We start from the raw sequence: 26,256 nt of genomic DNA on the forward strand, positions 1-26,256 counted from the left end.
TGGCGGTGAGGGTTGCTGGGCGGCGGTCTGGATCAGGGTCGCGGTGTGGGTGACCTCGGGGGCAAACGGCTCGGTGCGCCGGAAACTCCAGGTGCCATTGTTGTTCTCGACGGGGTGTTCGGTGGCGCTGTCACTGAATGTGAGTGTCAGCACCGCCTCCGGCCAGCAAGTGCCACTGAGGTTGGGCGAGAGACCATTTTCCACGGGCACGTTCATGACCGGTGCCAGCGGTGGGACGGTGACCTCGATTTCCTGCCAGGTTGGCGATTCCTGACCATCCTTGAATTGTCTGATTTTAACCTGGCGCTCGAACGTCGGCCCCCACTCCGCTGAGGCGGGGCTCGACCACACGCCGCCGGACACCGTCCTTTCGGGGGCTGCTGGTGAGTCGTCGGGATTCAGAATCTTCACCGTCGCACCGTTGAAACCTTTACCCGAGAACACGGGCCGGTAGACCGGTGTGTAGGTGATATCGGTCGGGTCTGGAAGTCTCAGGTTGACCGGGAACGTGTACGGCTGCGAGTCAATCCAGCCATTGTCACCGTCGGGAAACCGCTGGACAGCCTTCACGCTGTAAGAACCAAATGGCCAATTTGTTGCGGTTGTGTTCCAGCTGCCTCCGTTCACCGGTACAGGGCCTGGCGCTGGGGCATCAGGCCCGCTGACGACCGTGATCTGGACAGTTGAACCGGTGTAGCCGCTGCCTTCGAACTTCACCGAGGTGTCTGTCGGCGTGGTGACGGTGACGGCGGTCAACTTGGGGGGGCGCACCTTAAACGCCTGGGCAGTACTCAGTCCCGACGGGATGGTCTGATAGGTTTGCTCCGCCACCAACGAAATCGTCCCTGGCCGCACTTGCACGTCGACATTCCAGGAACCGTTCGCCTCTACCCTGCCTGGAGGACCGACCGGATCACCGATGACATCGAGCCGTACTTCGACGCTGGCGCCCGGCCTCCCGTGTGTTCCGTATACAGTGAAACCCATCTCTTGAATGGCGGTGGACGCGGTGATGACCGGTGGCCCCATCACTTCGAAAGATAAGTAATTGGTGTAACTGAGAACCGGGCTGCTCTGCACTTTGTATTCGGCCCGCACAGTATAAGTTTTACTGGACAATGGCACCGATGGCCTGACTTCCCATGTTGTCTCTGGCCCTACGGCAGTCATCGAAGCCAATTCAGTTGTGCCGTCGAGTACTCTGATGCCCATGCCGGGATCAATCGGAGTTTCACCCGGAAAGCAAACCCCTCCGAAAACAACCTGAGCGGGATTCAAAAAACCGGCCGATTGGGGCTTGGTGAGGGTGGTTGGACGCCTGACAACGGTCTTTGGCCGCGTTATTCCATGTGCAGTTTGAGCGGCGACGTACCTTAAGTCCGACTCGTTTCGCATGGCGGCGTGCACCGTCCAGCTACCGTCACTATTGACATCGTAACCCGCGCCCAGGCTCTCGGCCGTGCTGGCATCCAGAATCATTACGCCAATGCCGGGTCTGGCGCCGACACCTGAAACAAGAAATGTTGATTCTGGGATATAACCCGACGGAGACAAGATTTGAAACGCAGGATCATGAGTCTCCATGTCCTGTGTGTTTTCGCCAGACTCGTCGTTTTCAGTATCGTCGTCAGTGTCCATGACGCACTCCGTAGTTTCTGGTTAACAGGCTGGCGATATGACTAGTTCGGTCATGGGCTCATTGAATATCCATCTCGCGAATCTAAACACCTGTTAGTTCTGACAGTACCGACGAGTGGCGGGGGCCCCGGTGCAGGAAAATTCGGGTGACTACAGCGCCTTGCGCAACGGACTACAGATCCGCCAGAATCCGCCGGCTTGTGCGCCTTGGCCTTGCCCCGTAATTTGATTCGCGTCGCTGACAACCAGCGATCGGGTTTAGTCGCCCGGTAATGAAGTGATGTGCACAAGCGTCATCCAGTCGGGCTCCCCTATCCCCGCACTTGATGGTGGCTGTTCGCAGGGCGCTCTCGGGCGCGCCGGTTTCACTTCTCACCGGTCGACTAACCTGCGTCCAGCCGCCACCCATCGTTTAGTCGCGAACCGGGTGGCAGCGCTATCAAAGAGAAGTGAATATGATCAAGCCAACTCCCAATCCCCCGAAAACCGATTCACAACCCGCTCACAAAACCCTCGACACCAAAAAGCTCGACGAAGCCGCGCAAAAAGCCCTGGACCACTACCTCAAGCCCAACGCGGACAAACCGGACAAACCCGAACGACAACTCGACTACTTCATCGTCGCCCCCGACGCCGACCCCGAAGGCATGCTCGCCCACACCTACGAAACCTTCTGCTCGGTAAGCACGCTGATTCTGGATTTATCGGAAGACCTGGAAGGCGCCCCACGCAACCTGGCCCTGGCGATTCACCAGATGGGCGAGATGGGCGTGTTGTTGCTGGAGAAGTTGCTGGATAACGAGACGAAGGTTCAACGCTGAAGGTTAAGCCGACTGAATAATGTCGTAGATGCGATGAAGAACCTGTGGGAGCGAGCCTGCTCGCGATGGCGTACTTGAGGTCGCCATCGCGAGCAGGCTCGCTCCCACACTGGGTCAGTCGGCACATTCAGCATTGATGCAAGCTGATCCACCGTTTTCGTGAACAAGCCCGCTCCCACAAGTTGGATTGAGGCAACCCCGCAAAAGTCAGGCCGATTCCTGCAGAGGCGGTTTCAAGCCGACTCCGGCAACGGATGAAAACTGAAATACTGCTGCAACGCACTCACCAATTGCCCGTACTCCGGCGGCGCCCACTTGAGGCTGAAACCGGCGTCGAAATGCTGCGGCGTCACATCTTCGTGGCACCACAGGCAACTGGCCTTCAATTCGATGTCCATCTGCGGTCCGTCATCGCTAGGGATCTTGAGGTGCAGATTAAAGTCCGCGCCGACCATCAGCGGCAAATGGCTGATCAGCATCAGGCCATCCTCAGAGACGTTGCCCAGAAAGCCGATGGGCTTGTCGTTTATACCGTTGAACACGCGCAGGAAATACGGCAGCTGATGCCGCTCGATTCGCCTCTTTTTGTACATGTCCTGTATCGCTTTTTGAACGCCCCTCTACCAGGGGCTATCGATACTTCGGAACGGGCACGAACAGGCCCGCTCTCCCCGATCCCGGTGCCAGACGCTTGCAAGCGCCTTGGCTCTACTTCTGCCGGTCACAGGTGCCTCTTGAATTAGAGACCTGGCTCTAATCACTTCTTGTACAAAATATAGCTCAAGGTTTGGCGACAGCCAGCCCCAGGACGATAGTTTCATCCTGTGCAATCGTACAAGGTGGGGGTGGCCAGGCATTGCCCCTGGCCATGATATTGACGGACGGTATCAGAGCGCGGTGGGGCGGATCACCGGGGCGCTGCGGAGCGGGTAATGGCCCAGGCTCTGCAAGGTTTCCAGCCGGGCCCGGGCGCGGAAGGCGTATTCGCTGTTAGGGTATTGGGTCATGATGAACTGGTAGGTTTGCGCCGCATCGACAAACAGCTTCTGTCGTTCCAGGCATTGGCCGCGCATCATCGAGACTTCCGGCTGCATGTAGCGCCGGGCACGGCTGGCGCGGTCGACCTTGGACAACTCGAGCATCACCTGCTCGCAATTGCCCCGCTCGTAAGCCTTGTAGGCCAGGTTCATGTGGTGGTTCATCGACCAACGGGTGCAGCCCGTGATGCTCAGGGCCAGGGCAACAAAAAGCACGAATCGCATGGGAGGTTCTCCTGTCTTGAGCTCTGTATCGACCTGGGTGGGGAAATCTTCAACCCGAAAACGCAGCTTGGCAGTGCTCTTGTGGCGAGGGGATTTATCCCCTCGCCACAAGAGGAATGTGAAGCCGTAGAGGCGCAAAAATTTTCAGGAATGTTCATTTCGAAAAGAAACGAAAAAGTAGTGCATATGAACAATGACTACACCCAAAGAGCATAGTAGCCTTCGCTGGCGCTTGAACCTGAGGAGTCTTGCATGTCCGTCCGTCGCACCAAAATCGTCGCTACCCTTGGCCCGGCCAGTAACTCGCCGGAAGTTCTCGAACAGCTGATTCTGGCTGGCCTGGACGTTGCCCGTCTGAATTTCTCCCACGGCACCCCCGACGAGCACAAGGCTCGTGCCAAGCTGGTGCGTGACCTTGCTGCCAAGCATGGCCGTTTTGTCGCCCTGCTGGGTGACCTGCAAGGCCCGAAGATCCGTATCGCCAAATTCGCCAACAAGCGCATCGAGTTGAAGATTGGTGACACTTTCACCTTCTCCACCAGCCATCCGCTGACCGAAGGCAACCAGCAGGTGGTCGGTATCGACTACCCGGACCTGGTCAAGGATTGCGGCGTGGGCGACGAGCTGCTGCTCGACGACGGTCGCGTGGTGATGCGCGTCGACACCGCCACGGCCACCGAACTGAACTGCACCGTGACCATCGGCGGCCCGCTGTCGGACCACAAAGGCATCAACCGTCGTGGCGGTGGCCTGACGGCGCCGGCCCTGACCGAAAAAGACAAGGCCGACATCAAGCTGGCCGCGGAAATGGAAGTCGACTACCTGGCCGTGTCCTTCCCCCGTGACGCTGCTGACATGGAATACGCCCGTCAACTGCGCGACGAAGCCGGCGGCACCGCCTGGCTGGTGGCCAAGATCGAACGCGCCGAAGCCGTGGCCGATGACGAAACCCTCGACGGCCTGATCAAGGCTTCCGATGCCGTGATGGTGGCCCGTGGCGACCTGGGCGTGGAAATCGGTGACGCGGAGCTGGTGGGCATCCAGAAGAAGATCATTCTGCATGCACGCCGTCACAACAAAGCGGTGATCGTCGCGACCCAGATGATGGAGTCGATGATCCAGAACCCGATGCCGACCCGCGCCGAAGTGTCCGACGTAGCCAACGCCGTGCTCGACTACACCGACGCCGTGATGCTCTCGGCCGAAAGCGCCGCCGGCCTCTACCCGCTTGAAGCGGTGCAGGCCATGGCACGCATCTGCATCGGCGCTGAAAAGCACCCCACCAGCAAGACCTCCAGCCACCGCATCGGCAAGACCTTCGAGCGCTGCGACGAGAGTATCGCCCTGGCGACGATGTACACCGCCAACCACTTCCCGGGCGTGAAGGCGATCATCGCCCTGACCGAAAGTGGCTACACGCCGCTGATCATGTCGCGCATCCGCTCCTCGGTGCCGATCTACGCGTTCTCCCCGCACCGCGAAACCCAGGCTCGCGCGGCCATGTTCCGTGGTGTCTACACCGTGCCATTCGACCCGGCCGCCCTGCAACCGGGCGAAGTCAGCCAGGCGGCGGTGGATGAACTGGTCAAGCGCGGCGTGGTGCAAACCGGCGACTGGGTCATCCTGACCAAGGGCGACAGCTACCACACCATCGGCGGCACCAACGGGATGAAAATTCTGCACGTTGGCGACCCGATGGTCTGAGTGACCGGTTGCTGAAAACAAAAGCCCCGCCATGTGAATGGCGGGGCTTTTTGGTTTTTGCCGTCTGAAAAAGGTGTTGCCTGGGCTGACGCTATCGCGAGCAGGCTCGCTCCCACAGGGGATCGGTGGTGTGAATGAATCATGCGTCCAACACAAAACTCCATGTGGGAGCGAGCCTGCTCGCGATAGCGCCAGCCCATGCGCTACAAAATTAATGCCTGTTGATAAACCCTGACAGCGCCGCCACCGCCTCCGGCGAGCGCAGTCGCTGGGTGAACAGCCTGCCCTCCTCTTCGATCACGGCGCGCAGTTGCTCCCGATCCGGCGCCTTCATCAGTTGTTTGCTGATGCGCACCGCTTCAGCCGGCAGCGATTCGAAGCGCAGTGCCACGTTCCGCGCCTTGGCCAACGCCGCCTCGCCACTGTCCAGCGCCTCGGTGGCGATGCCCCAGGCTGCCGCCTGTTCGCCGCTCAAGCCCTCGCCCAACAGCAGCAACTGCGCAGCCCTGGCCTGGCCGAGCAGCCTCGGCAGAATCAAGCTGGAGCCGAATTCCGGGCACAACCCCAGGTTGACGAACGGCGTTCGCAGCCGCGCGTCCCGGCTGACGTAGACCAGGTCGCAATGCAACAGCAACGTGGTGCCGATGCCCACCGCCGGCCCGGCCACGGCGGCGATCACCGGTTTGCGGCAATCGAGCAGGCTGAGCATGAATTCGAATACCGGGTTGTCGAGATCGGCCGGCGGCTGTTCGAGAAAGTCGACAATATCGTTGCCGGCGGTGAAGCAGTCATGGGACCCGCAGATCAGCACCGCACTGATCTGCGGGTCGGCGTCAGCCATCGCCAGGGCTTGGGCCAATTGGCTGTACATGGCCCGGGTCAGGGCGTTTTTCTTTTCCGGGCGATTGAGGCGCAGGGTCAACAGGCCGCGTTCGCGCTCAAGTAGCAGGGTGTCGGTCATGGTCGGTCTCGCGTCTGAAGATCAGCGCTCAACCACGGGTCAGGAAGACATCGGCCAGCAGTTGATTACGCGGCAGGCCAGCCAGGTAGAGGCGCTTGGCAAAGGCCTCGACCCGGTCGGGATGGCCGCAGAGTAAGGCCTGGGTTTGCCGGGAAACAAGCCGCAGTTGCGCCAACGCAGACGGCGCCTCGGCCGTGGTCAGCAGCTCCACGGTGAGGTGTTGATGCTTGGCCGCCAGCGCTGCCAGGGGTTTGGCCAGATAGTGCCCGGCGGCATCATGGGCTACGTGAATAAGACGAATCGTGCCTTGGTGATGCTGATGCAGGGCTGAGCGCAAAAGACCGAACAACGGTGCCAGGCCAGTGCCGGCCGCCAGTAGCCACAGCGGCTTATCGTGCCACTCGGGATCGTAATGCAGGGCGCCGCCGCGCAATTCACCGAGAAAAATCGGGTCGCCCGCTTTCATCTGTCGCGCCGCATTGATGAACTGGCCGGGCTCGCGGCAATCGAGGTGAAACTCCAGGAAGCGGTCTTCTTCGGGCAGGCTCGCCAGGGAATACGGCCGGGCGACATCGCCGGCCCACAACACCAGGTGCTGGCCCGCCCGATAACGCAGCGCCCGCTCAGGAATAATGCGCAAGCGCAGCACGTCGGGGCTCAGCCAATCCGCGGCGGTCACCTGGGCGGCACGGCCGTCGCATTGCGGGTCAAAGGTGTGGATCTGCACATCCTCGATCACCTGGCACTGACACGCCAGCCGCCAGCCTTGCTCGCGCTGCGCGGGGCTCAAGGCGTCGGGCCGACTGTCGCGCACGTCACCGTTCACGCACTGCACCAGACACGCATGGCAGCTGCCGGCGCGACAACTGTAGGGCACGGCCACGCCGCCCTGATTCAACGTGTCCAACAGATTGCTGCCCGCCGCCACCGTCCACTGCCGGTCGGCGACTTTTACTTCAGGCATCGACATTCTCCCAGGCAGCGGCGCACTGATTGCGGCCGTCTCGCTTGGCACGGTACAAGGCCTGATCGGCACGCTGCAATGCGTTGTCCAGGTCGTCGCCGGTCTCCAGCATCGTCATGCCCACCGACAGGCTGAGGGAGCCGATCTGCAAGCCGATCAACTCGACTTCAGTAAATGCCAGGCGCAGCCGCTCGCAACAGGCCGTCAGCCGCGAGGGGTCGCAGGCCGGCAGCAGCATGACGAACTCTTCGCCACCGTAACGGGCCAGCACATCACCTTCGCGCAGGCAGGCCGTGGCGATGCTGGCGAACGCCTGAAGCACCTGATCACCGGCGGCGTGGCCGTGCAGGTCATTGATGCGTTTGAAATGGTCGAGGTCGATCAGGGCCAGGCCATGGGCAACATTGGGCCGGAGTGTGTTGAGCTCACGGGACGCCAGGCGCAGGAAGTGCCGGCGGTTGAATAAGCCGGTCAGTTCATCCGTGGCCACCAGGTCTTCGAGCTGACGCATCATGCCGCGCAGGGTGTCCTGATGCGCCTGCAAGGCAAACCGCCGCTGACGCATGCGTTGGCGCGAGTTCTGTACGTAACTGGCATAGAGCACCAGCCACACCAGCACGATAAACAGCACGCACACCTGTAACGCGGCCAGCGTGGGGTCAGGAAGCCTGAAGAAGTAACCGTCCCAGAGGGTAATGGCGGTGAAACTGAAAAACACCAGCATCGCGCAGCGCACGAAAGCCCGACGGGACAAGTGGAACAACCCGAACAGCAGGATCAGCACATAGAACACCAGGAACACGCCCCGAGCCTGGTCCAGATGCGCCATCATCCAGGTCTGCCAGCCCAGGCCGATCAGTACCTGTATTTCAGTAAGACTGGGGTCGGCGAACCGCAGATTGCGGTCGGTGATAAACAGCGCGAACAGCCCTGCCTGGCACAACACCACCAACACGCTGCCGATGATGACATCGCGCAACGAATCGAGGTAATGACCACTGAAATATGCCAACCACAACAACACCAGTGCCAGCGCGTAAGTCGCGGCCGCCAAGGCGAAGCGTTTCAGCAAAAGACGTTGAATGGCGTTATGGGTCAATCGTTGACTCACCATGGGAAAGGAACTGACAGGAGGCGTCCTACGCTACAGGCCAGACGCCACTTTAGTGGCGTGCAGGGCAAATGACCATTCAATTCTGGAGCAGAAAAATGGCGTCAAAGCAATGGCCTAAATTGACGCAGTTGTTCGAGACTGGCTGGTCCTCTTGTGGTGAGGGGATTTATCCCCGTTGGGCTGCGAAGCAGCCCCAAAATGACTGAAGGCAAACAACCTGACACACCGAGGTGACTGACTTTCAGGGCTGCTGCGCAGCCCAGCGGGGATAAATCCCCTCGCCACAAAGGCAGCTCGCTCCCACAGGGTGCTCGCCTGCGATATACTGCCGCGCCTTTTTAGTGTCGCGCCAGCATGCCCGGCGTGCCTTAAGAGGTGCCGTCCGTCGACCGATGCACCCAAACGGACGGCACCTTATTGAATGTTCCCGTCTTTAGAGAGGAGCGCGACTCATGACCGTGATCAAGCAAGATGACCTGATTCAGAGCGTTGCCGACGCCCTGCAGTTCATTTCCTACTACCACCCCGTGGATTTCATCCAGGCGATGCACGAAGCCTACCTGCGCGAAGAATCGCCAGCGGCCCGTGACTCCATGGCGCAGATCCTGATCAACTCGCGCATGTGCGCCACCGGCCATCGGCCGATCTGCCAGGACACCGGCATCGTGACCGTGTTCGTGCGCGTGGGCATGGACGTGCGTTGGGATGGCGCGACCATGAGCCTGGACGACATGATCAACGAGGGCGTGCGTCGCGCCTACAACCTGCCGGAAAACGTCCTGCGCGCGTCGATCCTCGCCGACCCGGCTGGTGCGCGTAAAAACACCAAGGACAACACCCCCGCGGTGATCCACTACTCCATCGTTCCGGGTAACACCGTGGAAGTGGACGTGGCGGCCAAGGGCGGCGGTTCCGAGAACAAGTCCAAGATGGCCATGCTCAACCCATCCGACTCCATCGTGGACTGGGTACTGAAAACCGTACCGACCATGGGCGCCGGCTGGTGCCCACCGGGCATGCTGGGTATCGGCATCGGCGGCACTGCGGAAAAAGCCGCCGTCATGGCCAAGGAAGTGTTGATGGAGTCCATCGACATTCACGAACTCAAGGCCCGCGGCCCGCAGAACCGCATCGAAGAGATGCGCCTGGAGCTGTTCGAGAAGGTCAACCAACTGGGCATCGGCGCCCAGGGCCTGGGTGGCCTGACCACCGTGCTCGACGTGAAGATCATGGACTACCCGACCCACGCCGCGTCCCTGCCGGTGTGCATGATCCCCAACTGCGCCGCCACCCGCCACGCCCACTTCGTGCTGGACGGCACCGGCCCGGCGTCGCTGGAGGCACCACCGTTGGACGCTTACCCGGAAATCGTCTGGGAAGCCGGTCCATCGGCGCGCCGCGTGAACCTCGACACCCTGACACCTGAAGACGTGCAGAGCTGGAAACCGGGCGAAACCGTCCTGCTCAACGGCAAGATGCTCACCGGTCGCGACGCGGCGCACAAGCGCATGGTCGAGATGCTGAACAAGGGTGAAACCTTGCCGGTGGACCTCAAGGGCCGCTTCATCTACTACGTCGGCCCGGTCGATCCGGTAGGCGACGAAGTGGTAGGCCCAGCCGGCCCGACCACCGCCACGCGGATGGACAAGTTCACCCGCCAGATCCTCGAACAGACCGGCCTGTTGGGCATGATCGGCAAGTCCGAACGCGGCCCGACCGCTATCGAAGCGATCAGGGACAACAAGGCGGTCTACCTGATGGCCGTCGGCGGCGCCGCTTACCTGGTGGCTCAGGCGATCAAAAAGTCCAAGGTTCTGGCGTTCGCCGAACTGGGGATGGAAGCGATCTACGAGTTCGAGGTCAAGGACATGCCCGTGACCGTTGCGGTCGATAGCAAAGGCGAGTCGGTACACATCACCGGCCCGGCGATCTGGCAGAAGAAAATCAGCGACAGCCTGGCGGTAGAAGTGCAGTAACACGCACGTTGACGCCGTAAAAAAGGCCGGTGGGCGACAAACTCACCGGCCTTTTTTTATCAGCAGAAAACCTGTGGGAGCGAGCCTGCTCGCGATAGCGGTGGGTCAGCTTGCATCCATGTTGGATGTGCCTCAGTCATCGCGAGCAAGCTTTGCTCCCACACTGGATCTTCAGTGGACCCCGACCTATGTTCAGCCAAGCCTCCCACACAATGCTCCCCGCCGGGCGTGAGTAGAGCCGTTCATCGGCATGCCCGCCTACCTGTCAGATCTGACAGGTTACCCAAGGACCATCTCTTGGCATCCTGAAGTCATGCCGGGTATTCGCCCTGGCGTCGGCTAACAGAGATGATCCCGATGGCAGAACAAGCGCCCCTCCAGATCGTGACCCCGACCATCGCCGGCAGTGCTTCTATCGCCACCCTCGGTAACAGCCTCGGCCCTGTCGGTACGCGAGGGGCAAGTTCTTTTGAACTGCCGTTACCCCTGTCCGCCGCCCGCCACCTGACGCCGGCGCTGACCTTGAATTACAGCAGCCAGGGCGGCAACGGCATCTTCGGCATCGGCATGCAGCTTTCCATCGCCAGCATCACGCGCAAAACCAGCAGAGGTGTGCCGCACTACGCTGATGAGGATGTCATGGTCGACGCCGATGGGGTTGACCGCTGGCCCGAATTCAACGCCGAACCGCTCATTCGCCCCCTGGCGGGCCCCGGCAGTGCAACGTGCTCGGTGGTGCGTTATTACCCCAGGACTGAAAGCAGCTTCGATATTTATGAGCTGTGGACACCCACCGACGGCCAGGCACCCTTCTGGCGTGTCCAGGGCAGCAACGGCCATGTGTATTGCTACGGTAAAACCGAAGCGTCGCGCATTGCCGAACCTGAAGCCGAACCCGAGCCCGATCCCCCAAAACCACCACGCATCGCCGAATGGTTGTTGCTCGAAGAAGTCAGCCCGGCAGGCGAGCACATCTATTATGAGTACCAGGCCGACCCCGGCGCGCTGGACGGCCCCCACGACTATCGCGCCCAGCGCTACCTGCGGCGGGTGTGCTATGGCAACGCCAGCGCCAGTGACACCCTGTACTGCTTCGAAGAGCCCGACCCGGCCCAGCACAACTGGCACTTTCACCTGCTGTTCGACTACGGGCAACGCACCCTCGATCTTGCGCAACAACCTTCCTGGCAAGCCCCCGAAGAGGCGCCCTGGCTGCTACGCAGCGACCCGTTTCACACCTATCGATACGGTTTTGAGGTCGGCACCCGGCGCTTGTGTCATCAGGTGTTGATGTTCCACCACTTCCCCGCCGTGGCCGATACTGAACCTGCCCTGGTCCGGCGGCTGGTGCTGGAATACACCGCCACTGCGCTGGGTTACAACCTGCTGACGGCCGCCCACTATCAGGATTGGGACACTGAAGGCGGTGTCGATTACAGCCCTCCGGTGGAATTGCAGTACACCGATTTCGACCTCAATCTGGCACCCGAAAAATTCTTCGATCTGGAGACAATGCCCGCCCTCGAAGGCAACCGGCATTACCAATGCGTGGACCTGTATGGCGAAGGTCTGCCGGGGTTTCTGTGCCGTTACACCGATGCCTGGTACTACCGCGAGCCTGAGCGCGCCGGGCCCGATGACGATGCCATCGGTTATGGCCCGTGGTCTCGCCTGGACAGTATCCCGGTCGCCAGCCAAAACCCGGCCGTGATGCAGGTGCTGACTGACCTGACCGGCAGCGGCCGCCTCAATTGGGTCATTGCCCAACCCGGCATGAGCGGCTTCCATACCCTCAACCCGGACCGTAGCTGGTCGACCTTCACCCCGTTTGATCGTTTTCCGACGGAGTTCCTGCACCCCGCCGCGCAACTGGGCGATTTGACCGGCGACGGTTTACGCTCACTGGCCATGGTCGGCCCCAAAAGCGTTCGGCTGTACCCCAATCTCCGCGAACAGGGGTTCGCCCCAGGGGTGAATGTGCCCCATGAACCGGACAGCCCCCTGCCATTGTTCAGCGACTCGCGCAGCGAGCTGGTGTTGTTCGGCAATTTGCTGGGCAGCGACAGCACCGAGCTGTGCCGGATTCGCTTCGATGAAATCAAGTGCTGGCCGAACCTGGGTCACGGGCGTTTCGGCGAAGGTTTTGTCATGAGCGCCCTGCCCTTCAGCTACGGCCAATTCGACGCTGACCGGGTGCGGATCGCCGACCTGGACGGCGCCGGAGCGCCCGCGCTGATCTACCTTAACAGCGACTGTTTCGATATTTACCTCAACCACGGCGGCAATGGCCTTGAGCAAACTCCCGTCAAGGTGCCATGGCCGGCGGGCGTGCGGTACGACAATCTGTGCCAGGTCAGCCTGGCCGATCTGCAGGGGCTGGGTTGCGCCAGTCTGATTCTGAGCGTGCCCCACATCTCCCCCGATATGAAGCCCAGGCATTGGCGTTATGACTTCGTCGCGGCGCGGCCCTATCTGCTCAACGCCACCCATAACAACATGGGCTGCAGCACCACCCTGACCTATCGCAGCAGTGCGCAATACTGGCTGGATGAAAAACAACAGCGCCGGGCGCAGGGCGAGCAATTGGCCTGTTATCTGCCCATGGCCCTGCCATTGTTGGCACGTCAGCAACAGCTGGATGAAATCACCGGCAATTGCCTGACCCAGCGCTTCACCTATTTCGAGGGCGACTACGACGGCTATCACCGTGAGTTCCGGGGCTTCGCTCGGTTGTACCAGGTGGACAGCGAGTTGCCCGACGGTGAAGTGCAAAGCGGCTTTACCGCGCCGGTACTGGTCAAGACCTGGTTCCACACCGGCCGAACCGTCAACCAGCCTCTGAAGGACTGTTTCGACGGCGACGATGACGCCGTGCCGCTTGGCCCGGCGCTGTTGAGCTGTTTTCATGAAGGCGACGAGGCCGACGAGATTATCGTGCCCGACCCTGAGACCGCCCGGGATATGGCTTATGCCTTGGGCGGCCAGGTGTTACGCACAGAAATCCATCCCGCCGAATCGGACGATACGGCCCGGCCCTACACCGTGACGCAACAACGCTATCTGCTGCGCCAGCACCATCCCCATCACAAAAGCCTGCTGGTACTGGAACTGGAGGCGCTCAGCCATCAATACGACGGTTTTACCAATGACCCGCAAAGCCAGCACGGCATCAATCTGAAATGGAATCTCTACGGCCAGCTTGTTCACGGCTTCATCGTCCATTACGCCCGACGCCTTACGCCGCTCGATCCGCCACCCTTCGACGATGAAGACGAGAACACCTGGTGGCTCGATGCCCATGATGAGCAGCAGCAGGTGTTCCACCTTGCCGAGAGCCGGGCCGAGCACCTGCACCTGTTCGACGAAACCGGGTGGCGTCAGCGCCTGGGCCTGCCCTGGCGCAGTCGGGCCAACGCTTTGCAATGCCCCAAGGGCGAACTGCCGCAAGGCCTCAACCCTCGCCAGATCAGCTATGAAACCTTCCTCGCACATCACGACTCCCCGCAATGGCAAGCCGCACGGCAATTGGTTGCGCTTGAGGAACAGAACTACCTGCGTGACGACCAAGGCGATATTGCCTTCCAGGCGTTGCTCGGCCCGCTGGAGACGGCCGAGTTCGACAAGCAGGCACTGGACGCCTACGACGCCGTGCCACCGCCGTTCGACATCCGCGGGCAACTGGAAGAAATCGGCTTTGAGCCCATGCAGCTCTTTCTGCCTGAAGATCCGGACGAAGACACCGCCGAAAATCTCTGGTCGAAAAAGAGCGGTTTTGCCACCTACCAATCGCTTGATGGTTTCTTCCAGATCCACGCCCTGCAAGAAACCCAGAGCCATGGTGTTACAACCCTGACGTACGATGCCTATCACCTGATGACCACCGCCATTACCCTGCCGGACGGCTGTACGACCCAGATCGAATACGACTATCACTCGCTGTTGCCGCAGAGCATCATCGACGCCAACGACAACGTGCAGCAAGCGCTGTATGGCCCCGACGGCGTGCCTTTGGGCATTACGTTTTTCGGCACCGAAAATGGCCTGCCGGCAGGCTTCGATGCCATCGACACCTACGAGCTGCCCGACGACCTGACACCGGCTTATGCCATCGAACACCCCGAAGCCACCCTGGGCAGAATCGCCAGTGCCGTGCGCACCGACGAGTTCAGCTGGATGGGCGCGCTTGACCTCGCCCAAGTCTCCCTTGCGCAGCGCAACGAGTGGATCCGCGCCCGCTACTTGATGCCCAGCGGCCATGTCCGCGCCAGGGCACGCATTCACCTGGCGCGGCTGGCCGAACGCAGCGCCGCCGAAGAACAGTTGTGGACGCTGATCCAGGCCACGGCCCGAGAGCCGGTTCACAGCGTCGTGCTGAGCGCCGATCGCTACCCGGACGATCCATTGCAACAGGTCCGCATCACCCTCAGCGCCATCGACGGATTCGGCCGCACCTTGCAAACCAAGCAGCGGGTCGAACCCGGGGAGGCCTATGCCGTGGCCGAGGACGGCTCGCTGGAGCTACAGAACGGGCAACCGTTGCAGCACCTGGCCGACCCGCGCTGGCGCGTCAGCGAACGGGTCGAGTACAACAACAAGGGACTGGTCACGCGGGTCTATCGGCCGTATTTCGCCGACGCCTGGCGCTACATCAACGACGCCTCGCTGCGTCTGCACGGCTACCACGACCAGCAGTTCTACGATCCACCAGGACGCCTGGTCAAGGTCATCAATGCCAAGGGCTATGAAGCCTGGCATGTGCATCATCCCTGGTACTTGTGCGACCACGACTACAACGACACGGACCCGGGAAGCTGACGAGTGAGCAGGCTAACTCATGGCGGTACACCGGTCCTGTCGGTACTTGACGCACGAGCAGGCTCGGTCAGGCGAGTGGACTACTGGCGCCGATCGCCGAACGACGACACCCAAACGCTGGTCACGGCCCAGGCGTATGACGTCGCCGGGCGTCTTATCGCCCGATGGGACCCACGTTTCTACGGTACGGACACGGCCAACCTGCGCAACGACTACAACCTCACCGGTCAGCCGCTGCGTACCCGCAGCGTCGATGGCGGATGGCGCCTGGCATTACCGGGCCTGGCGGGTGAAACCTTGCAACGCTGGGATGAACGCGGCAGTCATTGGCGTATTGCCTATGACCCCCAACTGCGTCCGGTGGCCCTGGAGGAAAACAGTCAGGTCGCAGTCGATACCTTCATCTACGCCGACGCCACGGCCGATGCCGATCACAACCTGCGCGGTCGGTTGCTCGAGCAGGTCGACCCCTCGGGTACTGTGCTTCTGGACAGCTATGGCCTGGTCGGCCTGCCGTTATGTGAGACGCGTATTTTTCACGACAGCAAGGTGTTTACCAGCCGTCGTCTCTTCGGGCCTTCGGGGGCTGTCCTTGAGCAGACCGATGCCGGTGAACACCAGCAACAGTCGCGCTACGATCTGGCCGGGCAGCTCAAGCAGGTGCAGTTGCGACTCAAGGGGCAAACCGACTGGCAGACGGTGTTGCACGATGCCCAATACAATGCCGCCGGGCAAATCATCGAACAGCACGCAGGCAACAGCGTCATCAGCCACTGGAGCTATGACCCGGCCAGCGCTCGCCTGCTCAGACAACGTTCACAAAAAAACCCGGCCACCGCACTGGTGGACTTCGAATATGTCCACGACCCGATGGGCAACATTACCCGCATTCTGGACCATACCTATACGCCTACCCATTTCGCCAACCAACGAGTCGACGGCCATCGTGCCTTCAGCTACGACTCGCTCTATCGGTTGACCAGTGCCAGCGGCTACGACGATGGCCCGCCCTCGGATATACCTGGCCTGCCCCAGCCAACCGACCCCAACAACCGGCTCAACTACCTGCAAACCTATGAGTACGATGAGGGCGGCAATCTGACCAAGCTCACCCATGTGCGTGAGGGTGCCGGCTACACCCGGCAGATGTTCATCGACCCGGGCAGCAATCGAGGGGTGCGATACCAGCCTGGAGATCCTGCCCCGTCATTCGACACACTGTTCGATCGCCATGGCAATCTCCTGGCATTGCAGCCAGGGCAGAACCTGCAATGGAACGCTCGGGACCAACTGGCAGCGGTCACCCTGATCGACCGCGAAACCGCCGCCAATGACCAAGAACATTACCGCTATAGCCAAGGGACCCGGGTCTACAAACGTCACGAAACCCATACCGCCAAGCGCGACCATTTTCAGGACGTGCGCTATCTCCCGGGCCTGGAGATCCGCACCCGGGACAATGGCGAAGAACTGCACATCATCATCCTCGACACGGGCTTGATCAACGTCCGCTGCTTGCATTGGGTAACGGGCAAGCCGGCAGATATCGACACCGATCAGTTGCGCTACAGCCTGGAGGACCACTCAGGCTCAAACATGATGGAGCTCGATCAGCATGCGCAACTGATCAGTCACGAAGGCTATTACCCGTTCGGCGCCACGGCGTGGCTGATAGCCCGTCCCGGCGTAGAGGTCAGTTACAAGACCGTGCGCTATTCGGGCAAGGAAATGGACATCAGCGGGCTGTATTACTACGGCGCACGTTACTACGCGCCGTGGCTGCAGCGTTGGGTCAGTGCCGACCCGGCAGGGGATGTGGACGGGCTGAACAGGTATGCGTTCGTGGCCAACAATCCACTGCGTTATGTGGATACGGACGGGCAGGCAAAAGCCGAGAGCGTGATCGTGCTTTATTCAGGCTTTCTCTCCGAACTCAGTGGAGAGTCCAGCCAACTGCTCGGGCAGCTTCACAACATCATCCAGCAAAAAGGCGTGTTCAGAAGCCTGATGGGGAATCTGGGGGGAGAGCTGGTCAAAGGCGTCTTCGGCTATGAGACAGGTGTGCTGGGGGGCGAGGTGGTCGATCTGGTGCTGCCTGATGCCCCTTTCACAACGCCCTACACCACCACGGGTGGACTGATCGGTGGCAACGTCGGCGGCGATGTGGCCGGCGAGATCGCCGATCCGTTCGTGAATAGCGCAGGGTTGGTGGGCGCGCTCATACCGCAGACCTCAAAAATATCCGTTGAGGCGATCGATCGCAGACTCGGTATCGAGGGTGCGGTTAAAGACATCAAGAATTGGCGGCAGATGAAAGATGAGGTGATCCACCCGGCGCTCAACTCAGTCCTCAACCCCAGCTTCGTGATGAACCGGGTGATGGGGTCGTGGATCCCGATCATCGGCGGCACACTCAATATGTTCGCCCGGGCCATCGAGGGCGAAGACATCAAAAACCGCCTCGACCCCGTCAAGATCGGCAAAATCGAAACGCTGCTCGCCGACTGGAAAACGGCTGTGGAGCAACGCGCTGCCTGGGCCGAAAATGCTTTCGATGCGTTAGGCTCCGATGTCATCTCCCCCGCAGACCTGCTGCCCAACGTTAACTTCATGACGTCCAAGGAAGCCCTGGCACCGATCAGTCGCGCCGCCTTGCGCAAAAGAACCCAAGCCACCCTGGCCAACATCAAGGCCGCGCAGCAGGGAATCACCGCTTACAAGGAAATGGGCACGACGGACAATTTGTGGGCGAGTTGGCATGCGCATCCTGTCGGCCATGGCAAGGGCCGCCCGAAATGGATGACCACGTGATCCAGGCAGCTCGGTTCCTCGTTGCATCAAGGTTCAGACTGACAACACCCCTCTGGAGGCCAGAGCCCCATGAGTACCGTGCATTTGCGCACTCCAGACGTCGTTGCCGTGGATGGCCGTGGCTTGCCTGTGCGGCAAACCACTTACTTGCGCAACCAGGCCTCGACGCCCGCCGTCGCGCTGATATCGCGCCAGCACCACAAGAGCATCGGCCACCTCGTCGAGCAGTGGGACCCTCGCCTTTTCGGTCAGGCGCCCAAACCCAATCTGACAACGCTGCATAGCCTCACCGGTCAGCCGCTGCATACCGACAGCGTCGATGCCGGATGGCGCCTGACATTACCGGGGCTGGCGGGTGAATCCCGCCAGCGCTGGGATCAACGCGCCCATCATTGGCGCGTGACTTATGACCCTCAGTTGCGCCCGATAGCCCTGGAGGAAAACGGCCAGGCTGAAGTCGACACCTTCATCTACGCCGATGCCATGGCTGATGCCGATTACAACCTGCGCGGGCAATTGCTTGAGCAGAGCGATCCCTCCGGCACGGTGCATCTGGACAGTTACGGGTTGACGGGCGAGCCGTTACGCCAGGTCCGCCGTTTTGCCGATGCCATCCCCCACATCTGCGAGCAGACCCTCGACGCCCTTGGCACGCCCGTGAGCCGGACCGACGCCGCCGGCCACCGGCATTACTTGCGGCTGGACATCGGCGGGCAACTCAAACAGGTGGACCTGCAACTCAGGGACCAGGACACGCCACAACCCATTCTGCTGGACGCCCGCTACAACGCCGCGGGCCAGATCGAGCGCCAGGATACGGCCAACGGCGTGACCAGCCGCTGGACCTATGACCCGGCCAACGATCAACTGAGCACCCTCAAGACCGGAAAACCCGGACAAGCCCTGCTCCAGAACCTGACGTACTTCCATGACCCCATGGGCAATGTGCTGCGTATCGAAGACCATACCGTCGCCCCCCTGTACTTTGCCAACCAGCGCGTAGACGGTCATCGCGACTTCACCTACGACTCGCTCTACCGTTTGATCAGCGCCAGCGGTTTCGAGGGCGAGACACCTCAGCTGCATCCCGGCTTACCCGAGCCGATCGTCCCCATCGACCCCGGCCACCGTTTCAACTACACCCAGCTGTATGACTACGACACCAGCCACAACCTGACCCGACTGCGCCATGTTCGCGACGGCAACAATCACACCCGGACACTGCGCATCGACCCTCACAGCAACCGAGGCGTGCAGTGGACCGAAGGCGATCCGGAGCCGGATTTCGACGCGCTGTTCGATGCCCATGGCAACCAGCTTTACCTGCAACGCGGCGCGCAGTCGCTGGTGTGGGACGCCCGCGACCAGCTCACTAAAGTCACGTTGCTCAAACGCGACAACGGGTTGCTGGACGATGACGAAACCTGCCTCTACAGCCAGGGCGAACGGGTCAGCAAGACCCACACCACCGCCAGCACTCGCCACGAAACGCGATATTTGCCAGGCCTTGAAATCCGCACCAGCAGCCGCGGCGAACAACTGCACGTGGTCACCTGTGCATTGGCCCATGGCAGTGTTCGTTGCCTGCATTGGGAAGCCGGCCAACCAAGCGACATCGAAGCCGACCAATTGCGCTACACCCTCGACGATCATTTGGGTTCCAGCACCTTGGAGCTGGACCGTCACGGCGCCTTGATCAGCCTCGAGCACTACTACCCCTTTGGCGGCACCGCCTGGCACGCCGCTCGTTCCAGAATTGAAGTCGACTACAAGACCCTTCGTTATTCAGGCAAGGAAATGGACAGCAGCGGGCTGTATTACTACGGCGCACGTTACTACGCCCCGTGGTTGCAGCGCTGGGTCAGTGCGGACCCGGCGGGGGATGTGGATGGGTTGAATCTGTATGGATTTGTCGGCAATAACCCGATGACGTTGACCGACTACCAAGGGTTGATACTAGAGACCCCGGCGCAGAGAGACGCTAGAAAAGCGCAGAGCGCAGCCTATTGGCAACGCTGGAAAAACTATAACCGGCTGGACAGGGAGATCAAAAAGTTCACGGACATCATGAAGCTGACTTCACGCAGAGCCAGCGAAGCGCAAACTCAACTGGCCAGCCATCGCTCGGCAACAGCGCACGCCCAGGCCTCTGCGGTACGTGTGGGTAGTCACGTCGGTGCACAGGTTGTCAGCTACGGAACGGGACTCGCGGTAGGCTTCGGCGCCGCGGCGCTGGGCAGCGTGGCGGGACCACCCGGCATCGTCATGGGCGCCGCGCTGGGGTTCGTCACCAGCAAAGCGGTGAGCGTTGGCCTGGATTATGCGCTGGAACGATTGAGCCTGAGCGCAGCGGTCAACTTCAAGAGCCGGAAACTGGACCCGGAAAAAATCGTCAAGAAAGGCGAATACAAGAATCTTGACCTCTTTCACTATGCCAAGGCAAAAGCCCGGGATCTGGCCCACGCCGTCAGCGCGCCCACCCAGAAAAACGTCCTGAAAGCGGGAAAGGAAGTGACCAGCACTGGCACCAAGATCGCGCTGAAAGCGACAGGAACCGTGGCCTCCAGCGAAATAGGAGCCGTGACCAGCATTGTTTTGGGAACCATTGAGATCATTCATGAAATTGGCGCCGCAAGCCATGAACTGACCGAGGAGAAAATCGCTCGGGCAGATGCGCACATCAACGGCATGGTGGAAATATTGAACGCACAAATGGCCCACATCGAGACGCTGTTTGCCGAGGCGGAACTTGACGCAGTCAATACCTACCGACCGCTCAGCAAAGTAATCGGCCAGTCCAGTGGCGACACGCCTCAAAGCCTGAGAAGGGAGATGGAAGCAACCATCGGCCGCTTGAGGAAGACACAAAGCATGCTCCGATAACGCCGGAGCGAGGCGCATCACCGCGGGCAGACGGCATGCTATCGTGCCTGTCCCTGCCCAGTCCTTGAAACAGTCACATGCCGGCAATGCCTCGTCCCTTGCGTCTGTCGTTGTACACCCTGCTGATCCTCAGCGGCGCCATCATTGCCGCAACCCTGGCCGTGCGGCACGCCGAACGCCAGGCACTGGAAGAGGATGCCAGCCGTGCGAACCAGCAACTGGCGTTGTACGCCAACTCCCTGCATACCCTGATCGAGCGCTACCGCGCCCTGCCCGCCGTGCTGGCGCTGGACCCCGAGTTGCGCTCGGCCCTCAAGGGGCCGGTCAGCACCGCGCAACAGGACGCGCTGAATCGCAAACTGGAACAGATCAACGGCGCCGCAAAGTCTTCCACACTGGAATTGCTCGACCACACCGGCCTGGCCGTCGCGGCCAGCAACTGGCGCCTGCCCAGCAGTTATGTCGGACACAATTATGGCTTTCGGCCGTATTTCCTCCAGACCCGCACCCAGGGCACCGGACGGTTTTATGCGGTGGGTGTGACCAGTGGCATTCCGGGCTACTTCCTGTCCAGCGCAGTGACCGACGACAACGGTGAGTTCCTGGGGGCGATGGTCGTGAAGCTGGAGTTTCCCGAGCTGGAACGCGAATGGCGGCAGGGCAGCGACACCCTGCTGGTCAGCGATGCCCGGGGCATCATTTTCATCGCCAACCGAGAGGGCTGGCGTTATCGCCACTTGCAGCCGTTGACCGACAGCGACCACGCCGAGCTCAAGGCCACTCGCCAATACGACAAGCAACCGCTGCAACCCTTGGCCGTCGAGCCGCTGCGACGCTTTGACGACAACAGTCATCTGGCCCGGGTCGAGGCCCCCGACGGTGCCGTGGATTACCTGTGGGAGTCCCTGCCATTGACCACCGAAGGCTGGACGCTGCACTTGCTGCGCCGCCCGCAGATCGCCTTCGAAGACCGTCGCAACGCCGGGCTCGCCGCCGCCGGGTTATGGCTGGCCCTGGTGTTTCTGCTGCTGTTTCTCAACCAGCGCTGGCGCCTGGCAAAGCTGCGCCAGCGCAGTCGTGAAGAACTCGAACGGCTGGTAGAAGAACGTACCCGGGATTTGCGCACCGCCCAGGACGGACTGGTGCAATCGGCCAAACTCGCAGCCCTGGGACAGATGTCGGCGGCCCTGGCCCATGAAATCAACCAGCCGCTGACGGCCCAGCGCATGCAACTGGCAACCCTGCGCCTGTTGCTGGACCATGGCCGGGTCGATGATGCCTACAAAGCCATCAAACCCCTGGACGACATGCTGACCCGCATGGCTGCCCTCACCGGCCACCTGAAAACCTTCGCCCGCAAAAGCCCCAGCGGCCTGCGCGAACGCCTCGACCTGGCGGTGGTGGTGGATCAGGCACTGCAACTGCTGGACACACGCCTGCGGGACGAACAGGTCAGTACGGTGCTGCACCTGACCCGCCCGGCGTGGGTGCGTGGCGATGCAATCCGTCTGGAACAGGTTTTGATCAACCTGCTGCGCAACGCGCTCGATGCCATGGCCGGCCAGCCGCTCAAACGCCTGGAAGTGCGCCTGGAAGCCGATGAGCAATTGTGGCGCCTGACGGTCAGTGACAGCGGCACCGGGATCGCCGAGGAACACCTGAGCCAGGTATTCGACCCGTTCTTCACCACCAAGGCAGTGGGCGACGGCCTGGGCTTGGGCCTGGCGGTTTCCTTTGCAATCATTCATGAATCGGGTGGACGACTGACGGCGGACAACCATGAAAACGGCGCACAGTTTTGCGTGACCTTGCCGATCGATCAGGAGGCGCAGTTGCATGCTTAACCCTTGCACATTGAAAAAGGTCATCGTCGTCGACGACGAGGCCAGCATCCGCAGCGCCGTGGAGCAATGGTTGAGCCTGTCGGGTTTTGAAGTGCAGTTGTTCAGTCGCGCCGAAGAATGCCTGGCGCAATTGCCAGGACATTTCCCGGGGGTGATTGTCAGCGATGTGCGCATGCCCGGGCTCAGCGGCCTGGAGCTGCTGGCCGAAGTGCGCCGACGCGACCCGGACCTGCCGGTGATCCTGTTGACCGGCCACGGCGACGTGCCGATGGCCGTGGAAGCCATGCGCGACGGCGCCTACGATTTCCTGGAGAAACCCTTCACGCCCGAAACCCTGCTCGGCAGCCTGCGCCGGGCGTTGGACAAGCGCACGCTGGTATTGGAGAACCGTCGTCTGCACGAGCAGGCCGACGTCAAGGACAAGCTCGATGGGACACTGCTTGGGGTTTCACGGGCGCTGCAAAACCTGCGTCGCCAGGTGCTGGACCTGGCGACACTGCCGGTCAACGTGTTGATCCGCGGCGAAACCGGCAGCGGCAAGGAACTGGTCGCCCGTTGCCTGCACGACTTCGGTCCCAGGGCAGACAAACCCTTCGTGGCATTGAACTGTGCGGCCATTCCCGAACCGCTGTTCGAGGCTGAACTGTTCGGCCATGAGAGCGGTGCCTTCACTGGCGCCCAGGGCAAGCGCATCGGCAAGCTCGAATACGCCGACGGCGGCACGCTGTTTCTCGATGAAATCGAGAGCATGCCCCTGGCTCAACAGGTCAAGTTGCTGCGGGTGCTGCAGGAACAGAAGCTCGAACGACTGGGCTCGAACCAGAGCATCCATGTGGACCTGCGCATCATCGCCGCCACCAAGCCCGACCTGCTCGACGAAGCCCGCGCCGGACGTTTTCGCGAAGACCTGGCCTATCGCCTGAACGTCGCCGAGCTACGCCTGCCGCCATTGCGTGAACGGCGCGAGGACATTCCTTTATTGTTCGATCATTTCACCCACAACGCCGCCGAACGCCTGGGTCGCCCCGCCGTGCCCTTGAGCGGTGCGCAGTTGAGCCATTTGCTCGGCCACGACTGGCCGGGCAATGTGCGTGAACTGGCCAACGTCGCCGAGCGTCACCTGCTGGGACTGGATCAACCCCGCGTCCTCGACACGGAGCCAGGCCAATCCCTCGCCGCCCAGCAGGAAGCCTTCGAAGCTCAATGCCTGCGCGCCGCCTTGACGCGGCACAAGGGCGATGTGAAAGCCGTGCTCGAGGAATTGCAGCTGCCGCGTCGCACCTTCAATGAAAAGATGCAGCGGCATGGGTTGAGTCGGGAGATGTTTTTGTAGGGTTGGCGTTTTTTGTGGCGGCTGTACTGGCCTCATCGCGAGCAGACTCGCTCCCACAGAAGTGATGTGTACACAGGTCGAAATGTGGGAGCGAGCCTGCTCGCGATAAGGCTGCCCGCTAGCCCGAAATCAAGCCGGCGAGCATTCGTTTCCGGTCGCCCACGTCCAGTGCCCGGTAGGCCTCCAGTAGCATTTCCTCATCAGGCGTCAATGGCGGTTTGGCGATTTGGGCGCGCTCACCGACCAGGACGTACTGCGCGTCCACGCCGATAACCACCAGTTTGGCCACCAGATCGGCCGGGCATTTCTGCCGCCCCGATACCACTTCTTTCAAACGCTGCGGACTGGATTCACCAGCGGCACGGGATGCCGCGGCCAATGACAACCCACAACGGTCAATCTCCTCGCGCAGACGAACGTGGATATATCCCACCAAATCTATTGACATGGTGTAACTATCCCACCAAAATAATTCGGACAAACAGCAATCATCTTCGCCTCACAGGAGTCACCACCATGGCCCGTACCGACGCTGTACACCCGGGAAGTCACCTCAAATCACGGGAGCAAGCGTGTCGGAGCGTCAGGGCTGGAATCTACTCTGGAAATTTCCTACATGGAACAGAGAAGCATCTGTAGCACAAAAGGAAGTGTCGTAAATATAGCTCGCCTCTAGTCGTGAGACTCTTCCCTCTCGTCACCGACCTTCATCGAAGGCAAGAGCGCTTCAGCAGACGCATTGAATAACGTTGAGTTTTTAGCTTTTTTACTTGAGGTCTGACATGGATTTGAATCAAACGTTTACCCACCGTTGGGCTGCCTTGGGCAAGCTGGCGCTTTTGATGCTGGCGTTCGGCTTATCGTCGCCGGCGACCGCCAATCTGGTGGTTTATCCGATGACCAGCACGATCGGCGCCGAGCAGGATGGCATTGGACAGATCCAGCTGCATTCCAAGTCGGACAAGGTGCAGTACATCAAGGTCAGTGTGGTCCAGATCCAGCGCCCGGGCACGCCGGATGAACACGAAAGCCCAGTGTCTGCGGCCGATACGAAGGGTATCGTCGTGTCGCCACAACGCACGGTACTCGCTCCCGGCGCCAGCCGCACGGTACGGATTATCGCGCAGGCGATGCCCAGCGAGGAAACCGTCTACCGGGTTTATTTCGAGCCAGTGGCCGCTCCACAGGATCTGGCGGCAGAAGACGACGACCCGCAAGGCACGCAACCCAGAATCGGCGTAAACCTGATCTGGGGCGCGCTGGTGCGGCTGCTGCCCGATGACCGTCAAATGAGCGTCGGCTTGCAACAAAGCGGTGACGCGCTACGCAATGACGGCAACGTGCGCATCGGTGTATTGCAGGTCGGACGCTGCACCGACGTCAAGGGCGAAAAAGACTGCCTCTGGAACGATGTCAATCGCAGCTTGTATCCGGGCAGCACGCTCCCTGTCCAGGCATCCGGCACAAGCGGCAACCTGCTCATGCGCTTTGTGACCAGCGACGACAAACGGCCACGCACTTTGGCCGTGCTGCCGTAACCCACTCCCCCCTCACATTTTTCAATCTGAGCCATGTGCCTGCACATGGCTGGGCTCCTGTTCACCCATAGAAAAGAGGAAACACCCCATGAAACTGCTCAAATTCGCCCCGTTGGCACTGGCCGCACTGGTCTCGATGCCCGCCCTGGCGGTTGAGAAAAGCATCCTGGTCTATGCCGATGTCGATCCGACGCTGGAGTTGCTCCAATCCGATGGCAGTGCCCTGCCGCCCTCCATGGAGATGAGCTACCTGCCGGGTGCGGGTCTGCAACCCACCCGTCTGGGCACGCGGGTCTTCAGCAATGACACCGATAAGGACATGACCATCAGGCTGATCACCAGCCCCGTCCTGGCCAACATGACCAACCCGGCTTCCACCGCGGTTCCCCTGTCCGTCACCTTTGGTGGCAGAACGCTGAGCACCACCGGCGTCGCCTTGTCGGCGGCCGACCTGTTCCCCGGTGGCGACCCGACCAGCGGCTCGATCGAGCAGATGCTGGAGATCAAGCAAACCACCGTTGGCGCTATCGCAAACGCTGGCCGCTATGAAGGCATCGTCAGCCTGGTGCTGACTCAGCAACCGTAAACACAA

General features: G+C 61.0%; 16 protein-coding genes and 1 pseudogene. 10 read left to right on the forward strand and 7 right to left on the reverse strand.

Going from position 1 to position 26,256, the window contains the following annotated elements; translation table 11 throughout:
• Nucleotides 1-1,638: pseudogene (locus GSM73_RS26535) on the reverse strand (hypothetical protein); the annotation flags it as partial.
• 455 nt (nt 1,639-2,093) lie between these two features.
• Here GSM73_RS26535 and GSM73_RS16735 point away from each other — a divergent pair.
• On the forward strand, nt 2,094-2,459 hold the full coding sequence (locus tag GSM73_RS16735) for a DUF6124 family protein (protein ID WP_076383670.1): 366 nt from the start codon (nt 2,094-2,096) through the stop codon (nt 2,457-2,459).
• A 233-nt stretch (nt 2,460-2,692) separates the two neighbouring features.
• Here the strand turns inward: GSM73_RS16735 and GSM73_RS16740 are convergent, their stop codons facing one another.
• Nucleotides 2,693-3,052 (reverse strand): PilZ domain-containing protein, encoded by a 360-nt coding sequence (locus GSM73_RS16740; RefSeq protein WP_160893282.1) that lies wholly within the window; start codon nt 3,050-3,052, stop codon nt 2,693-2,695.
• Between the two features lie 294 nt (nt 3,053-3,346).
• Nucleotides 3,347-3,721, reverse strand: coding sequence for a tol-pal system YbgF family protein (locus GSM73_RS16745; RefSeq protein ID WP_047227106.1), 375 nt, complete (start codon nt 3,719-3,721; stop codon nt 3,347-3,349).
• Nucleotides 3,722-3,973: 252 nt separating this feature from the next.
• On the opposite strand from GSM73_RS16745, the gene pyk reads away from it, so the two are divergent.
• A complete protein-coding gene (pyk, locus tag GSM73_RS16750) occupies nt 3,974-5,425 on the forward strand; it encodes a pyruvate kinase (protein ID WP_047227107.1) in 1,452 nt (483 codons plus the stop codon).
• 211 nt (nt 5,426-5,636) lie between these two features.
• On the opposite strand, the gene GSM73_RS16755 is transcribed toward pyk, so the two are convergent.
• From GSM73_RS16755 to GSM73_RS16765, 3 genes are read right to left on the reverse strand one after another with little or no spacing between them, the layout of a single operon-like run.
• The gene (locus tag GSM73_RS16755) at nt 5,637-6,386 is read right to left on the reverse strand and encodes an enoyl-CoA hydratase-related protein (protein ID WP_160893284.1); all 750 of its coding nucleotides are present in this window, start codon (nt 6,384-6,386) and stop codon (nt 5,637-5,639) included.
• 28 nt (nt 6,387-6,414) lie between these two features.
• Entirely contained in the window at nt 6,415-7,350 is a 936-nt protein-coding gene (locus tag GSM73_RS16760; RefSeq protein ID WP_047227109.1) for an iron-sulfur-binding ferredoxin reductase, read from the reverse strand.
• On the reverse strand, nt 7,343-8,449 hold the full coding sequence (locus tag GSM73_RS16765; RefSeq protein WP_047227128.1) for a diguanylate cyclase: 1,107 nt from the start codon (nt 8,447-8,449) through the stop codon (nt 7,343-7,345). The genes GSM73_RS16760 and GSM73_RS16765 overlap by 8 nt, the downstream gene beginning before the upstream one ends.
• Before the next feature lie 467 nt (nt 8,450-8,916).
• Between GSM73_RS16765 and GSM73_RS16770 the strand changes: the two genes are divergently transcribed.
• The 6 genes from GSM73_RS16770 (at nt 8,917) to GSM73_RS16795 (ending at nt 24,126) form a co-directional block, all read left to right on the forward strand.
• Complete coding sequence (locus tag GSM73_RS16770) at nt 8,917-10,440, forward strand: fumarate hydratase (protein WP_047227110.1); 1,524 nt, start codon at nt 8,917-8,919, stop codon at nt 10,438-10,440.
• 357 nt (nt 10,441-10,797) lie between these two features.
• Complete coding sequence (locus tag GSM73_RS16775) at nt 10,798-15,255, forward strand: SpvB/TcaC N-terminal domain-containing protein (protein ID WP_160893286.1); 4,458 nt, start codon at nt 10,798-10,800, stop codon at nt 15,253-15,255.
• A gap of 3 nt (nt 15,256-15,258) precedes the next feature.
• Complete coding sequence (locus GSM73_RS16780) at nt 15,259-18,066, forward strand: RHS repeat domain-containing protein (RefSeq protein WP_160893288.1); 2,808 nt, start codon at nt 15,259-15,261, stop codon at nt 18,064-18,066.
• A 69-nt stretch (nt 18,067-18,135) separates the two neighbouring features.
• Nucleotides 18,136-20,949, forward strand: a complete 2,814-nt coding sequence (locus GSM73_RS16785) for an RHS repeat-associated core domain-containing protein (protein ID WP_160893290.1) — start codon at nt 18,136-18,138, stop codon at nt 20,947-20,949.
• Between the two features lie 77 nt (nt 20,950-21,026).
• Nucleotides 21,027-22,793: an ATP-binding protein gene (locus GSM73_RS16790; RefSeq protein ID WP_160893292.1), complete on the forward strand. Its 1,767-nt coding sequence runs from the start codon at nt 21,027-21,029 to the stop codon at nt 22,791-22,793.
• The gene (locus tag GSM73_RS16795; RefSeq protein ID WP_076383663.1) at nt 22,786-24,126 is read left to right on the forward strand and encodes a sigma-54 dependent transcriptional regulator; all 1,341 of its coding nucleotides are present in this window, start codon (nt 22,786-22,788) and stop codon (nt 24,124-24,126) included. The genes GSM73_RS16790 and GSM73_RS16795 overlap by 8 nt, the downstream gene beginning before the upstream one ends.
• Before the next feature lie 118 nt (nt 24,127-24,244).
• On the opposite strand, the gene GSM73_RS16800 is transcribed toward GSM73_RS16795, so the two are convergent.
• Complete coding sequence (locus tag GSM73_RS16800) at nt 24,245-24,574, reverse strand: hypothetical protein (protein WP_139049252.1); 330 nt, start codon at nt 24,572-24,574, stop codon at nt 24,245-24,247.
• A 334-nt stretch (nt 24,575-24,908) separates the two neighbouring features.
• Here GSM73_RS16800 and GSM73_RS16805 point away from each other — a divergent pair, with 334 nt between their 5' ends.
• Nucleotides 24,909-25,664, forward strand: coding sequence for a fimbrial protein TcfA (locus GSM73_RS16805; RefSeq protein WP_076383662.1), 756 nt, complete (start codon nt 24,909-24,911; stop codon nt 25,662-25,664).
• Nucleotides 25,665-25,752: 88 nt separating this feature from the next.
• The gene (locus tag GSM73_RS16810) at nt 25,753-26,250 is read left to right on the forward strand and encodes a CS1 type fimbrial major subunit (RefSeq protein ID WP_047227118.1); all 498 of its coding nucleotides are present in this window, start codon (nt 25,753-25,755) and stop codon (nt 26,248-26,250) included.
• Nucleotides 26,251-26,256: the final 6 nt, after the last annotated feature.

It is taken from the genome of Pseudomonas sp. PICF6, from assembly GCF_009831705.1.
GTDB lineage: Bacteria > Pseudomonadota > Gammaproteobacteria > Pseudomonadales > Pseudomonadaceae > Aquipseudomonas > Aquipseudomonas rhizophila.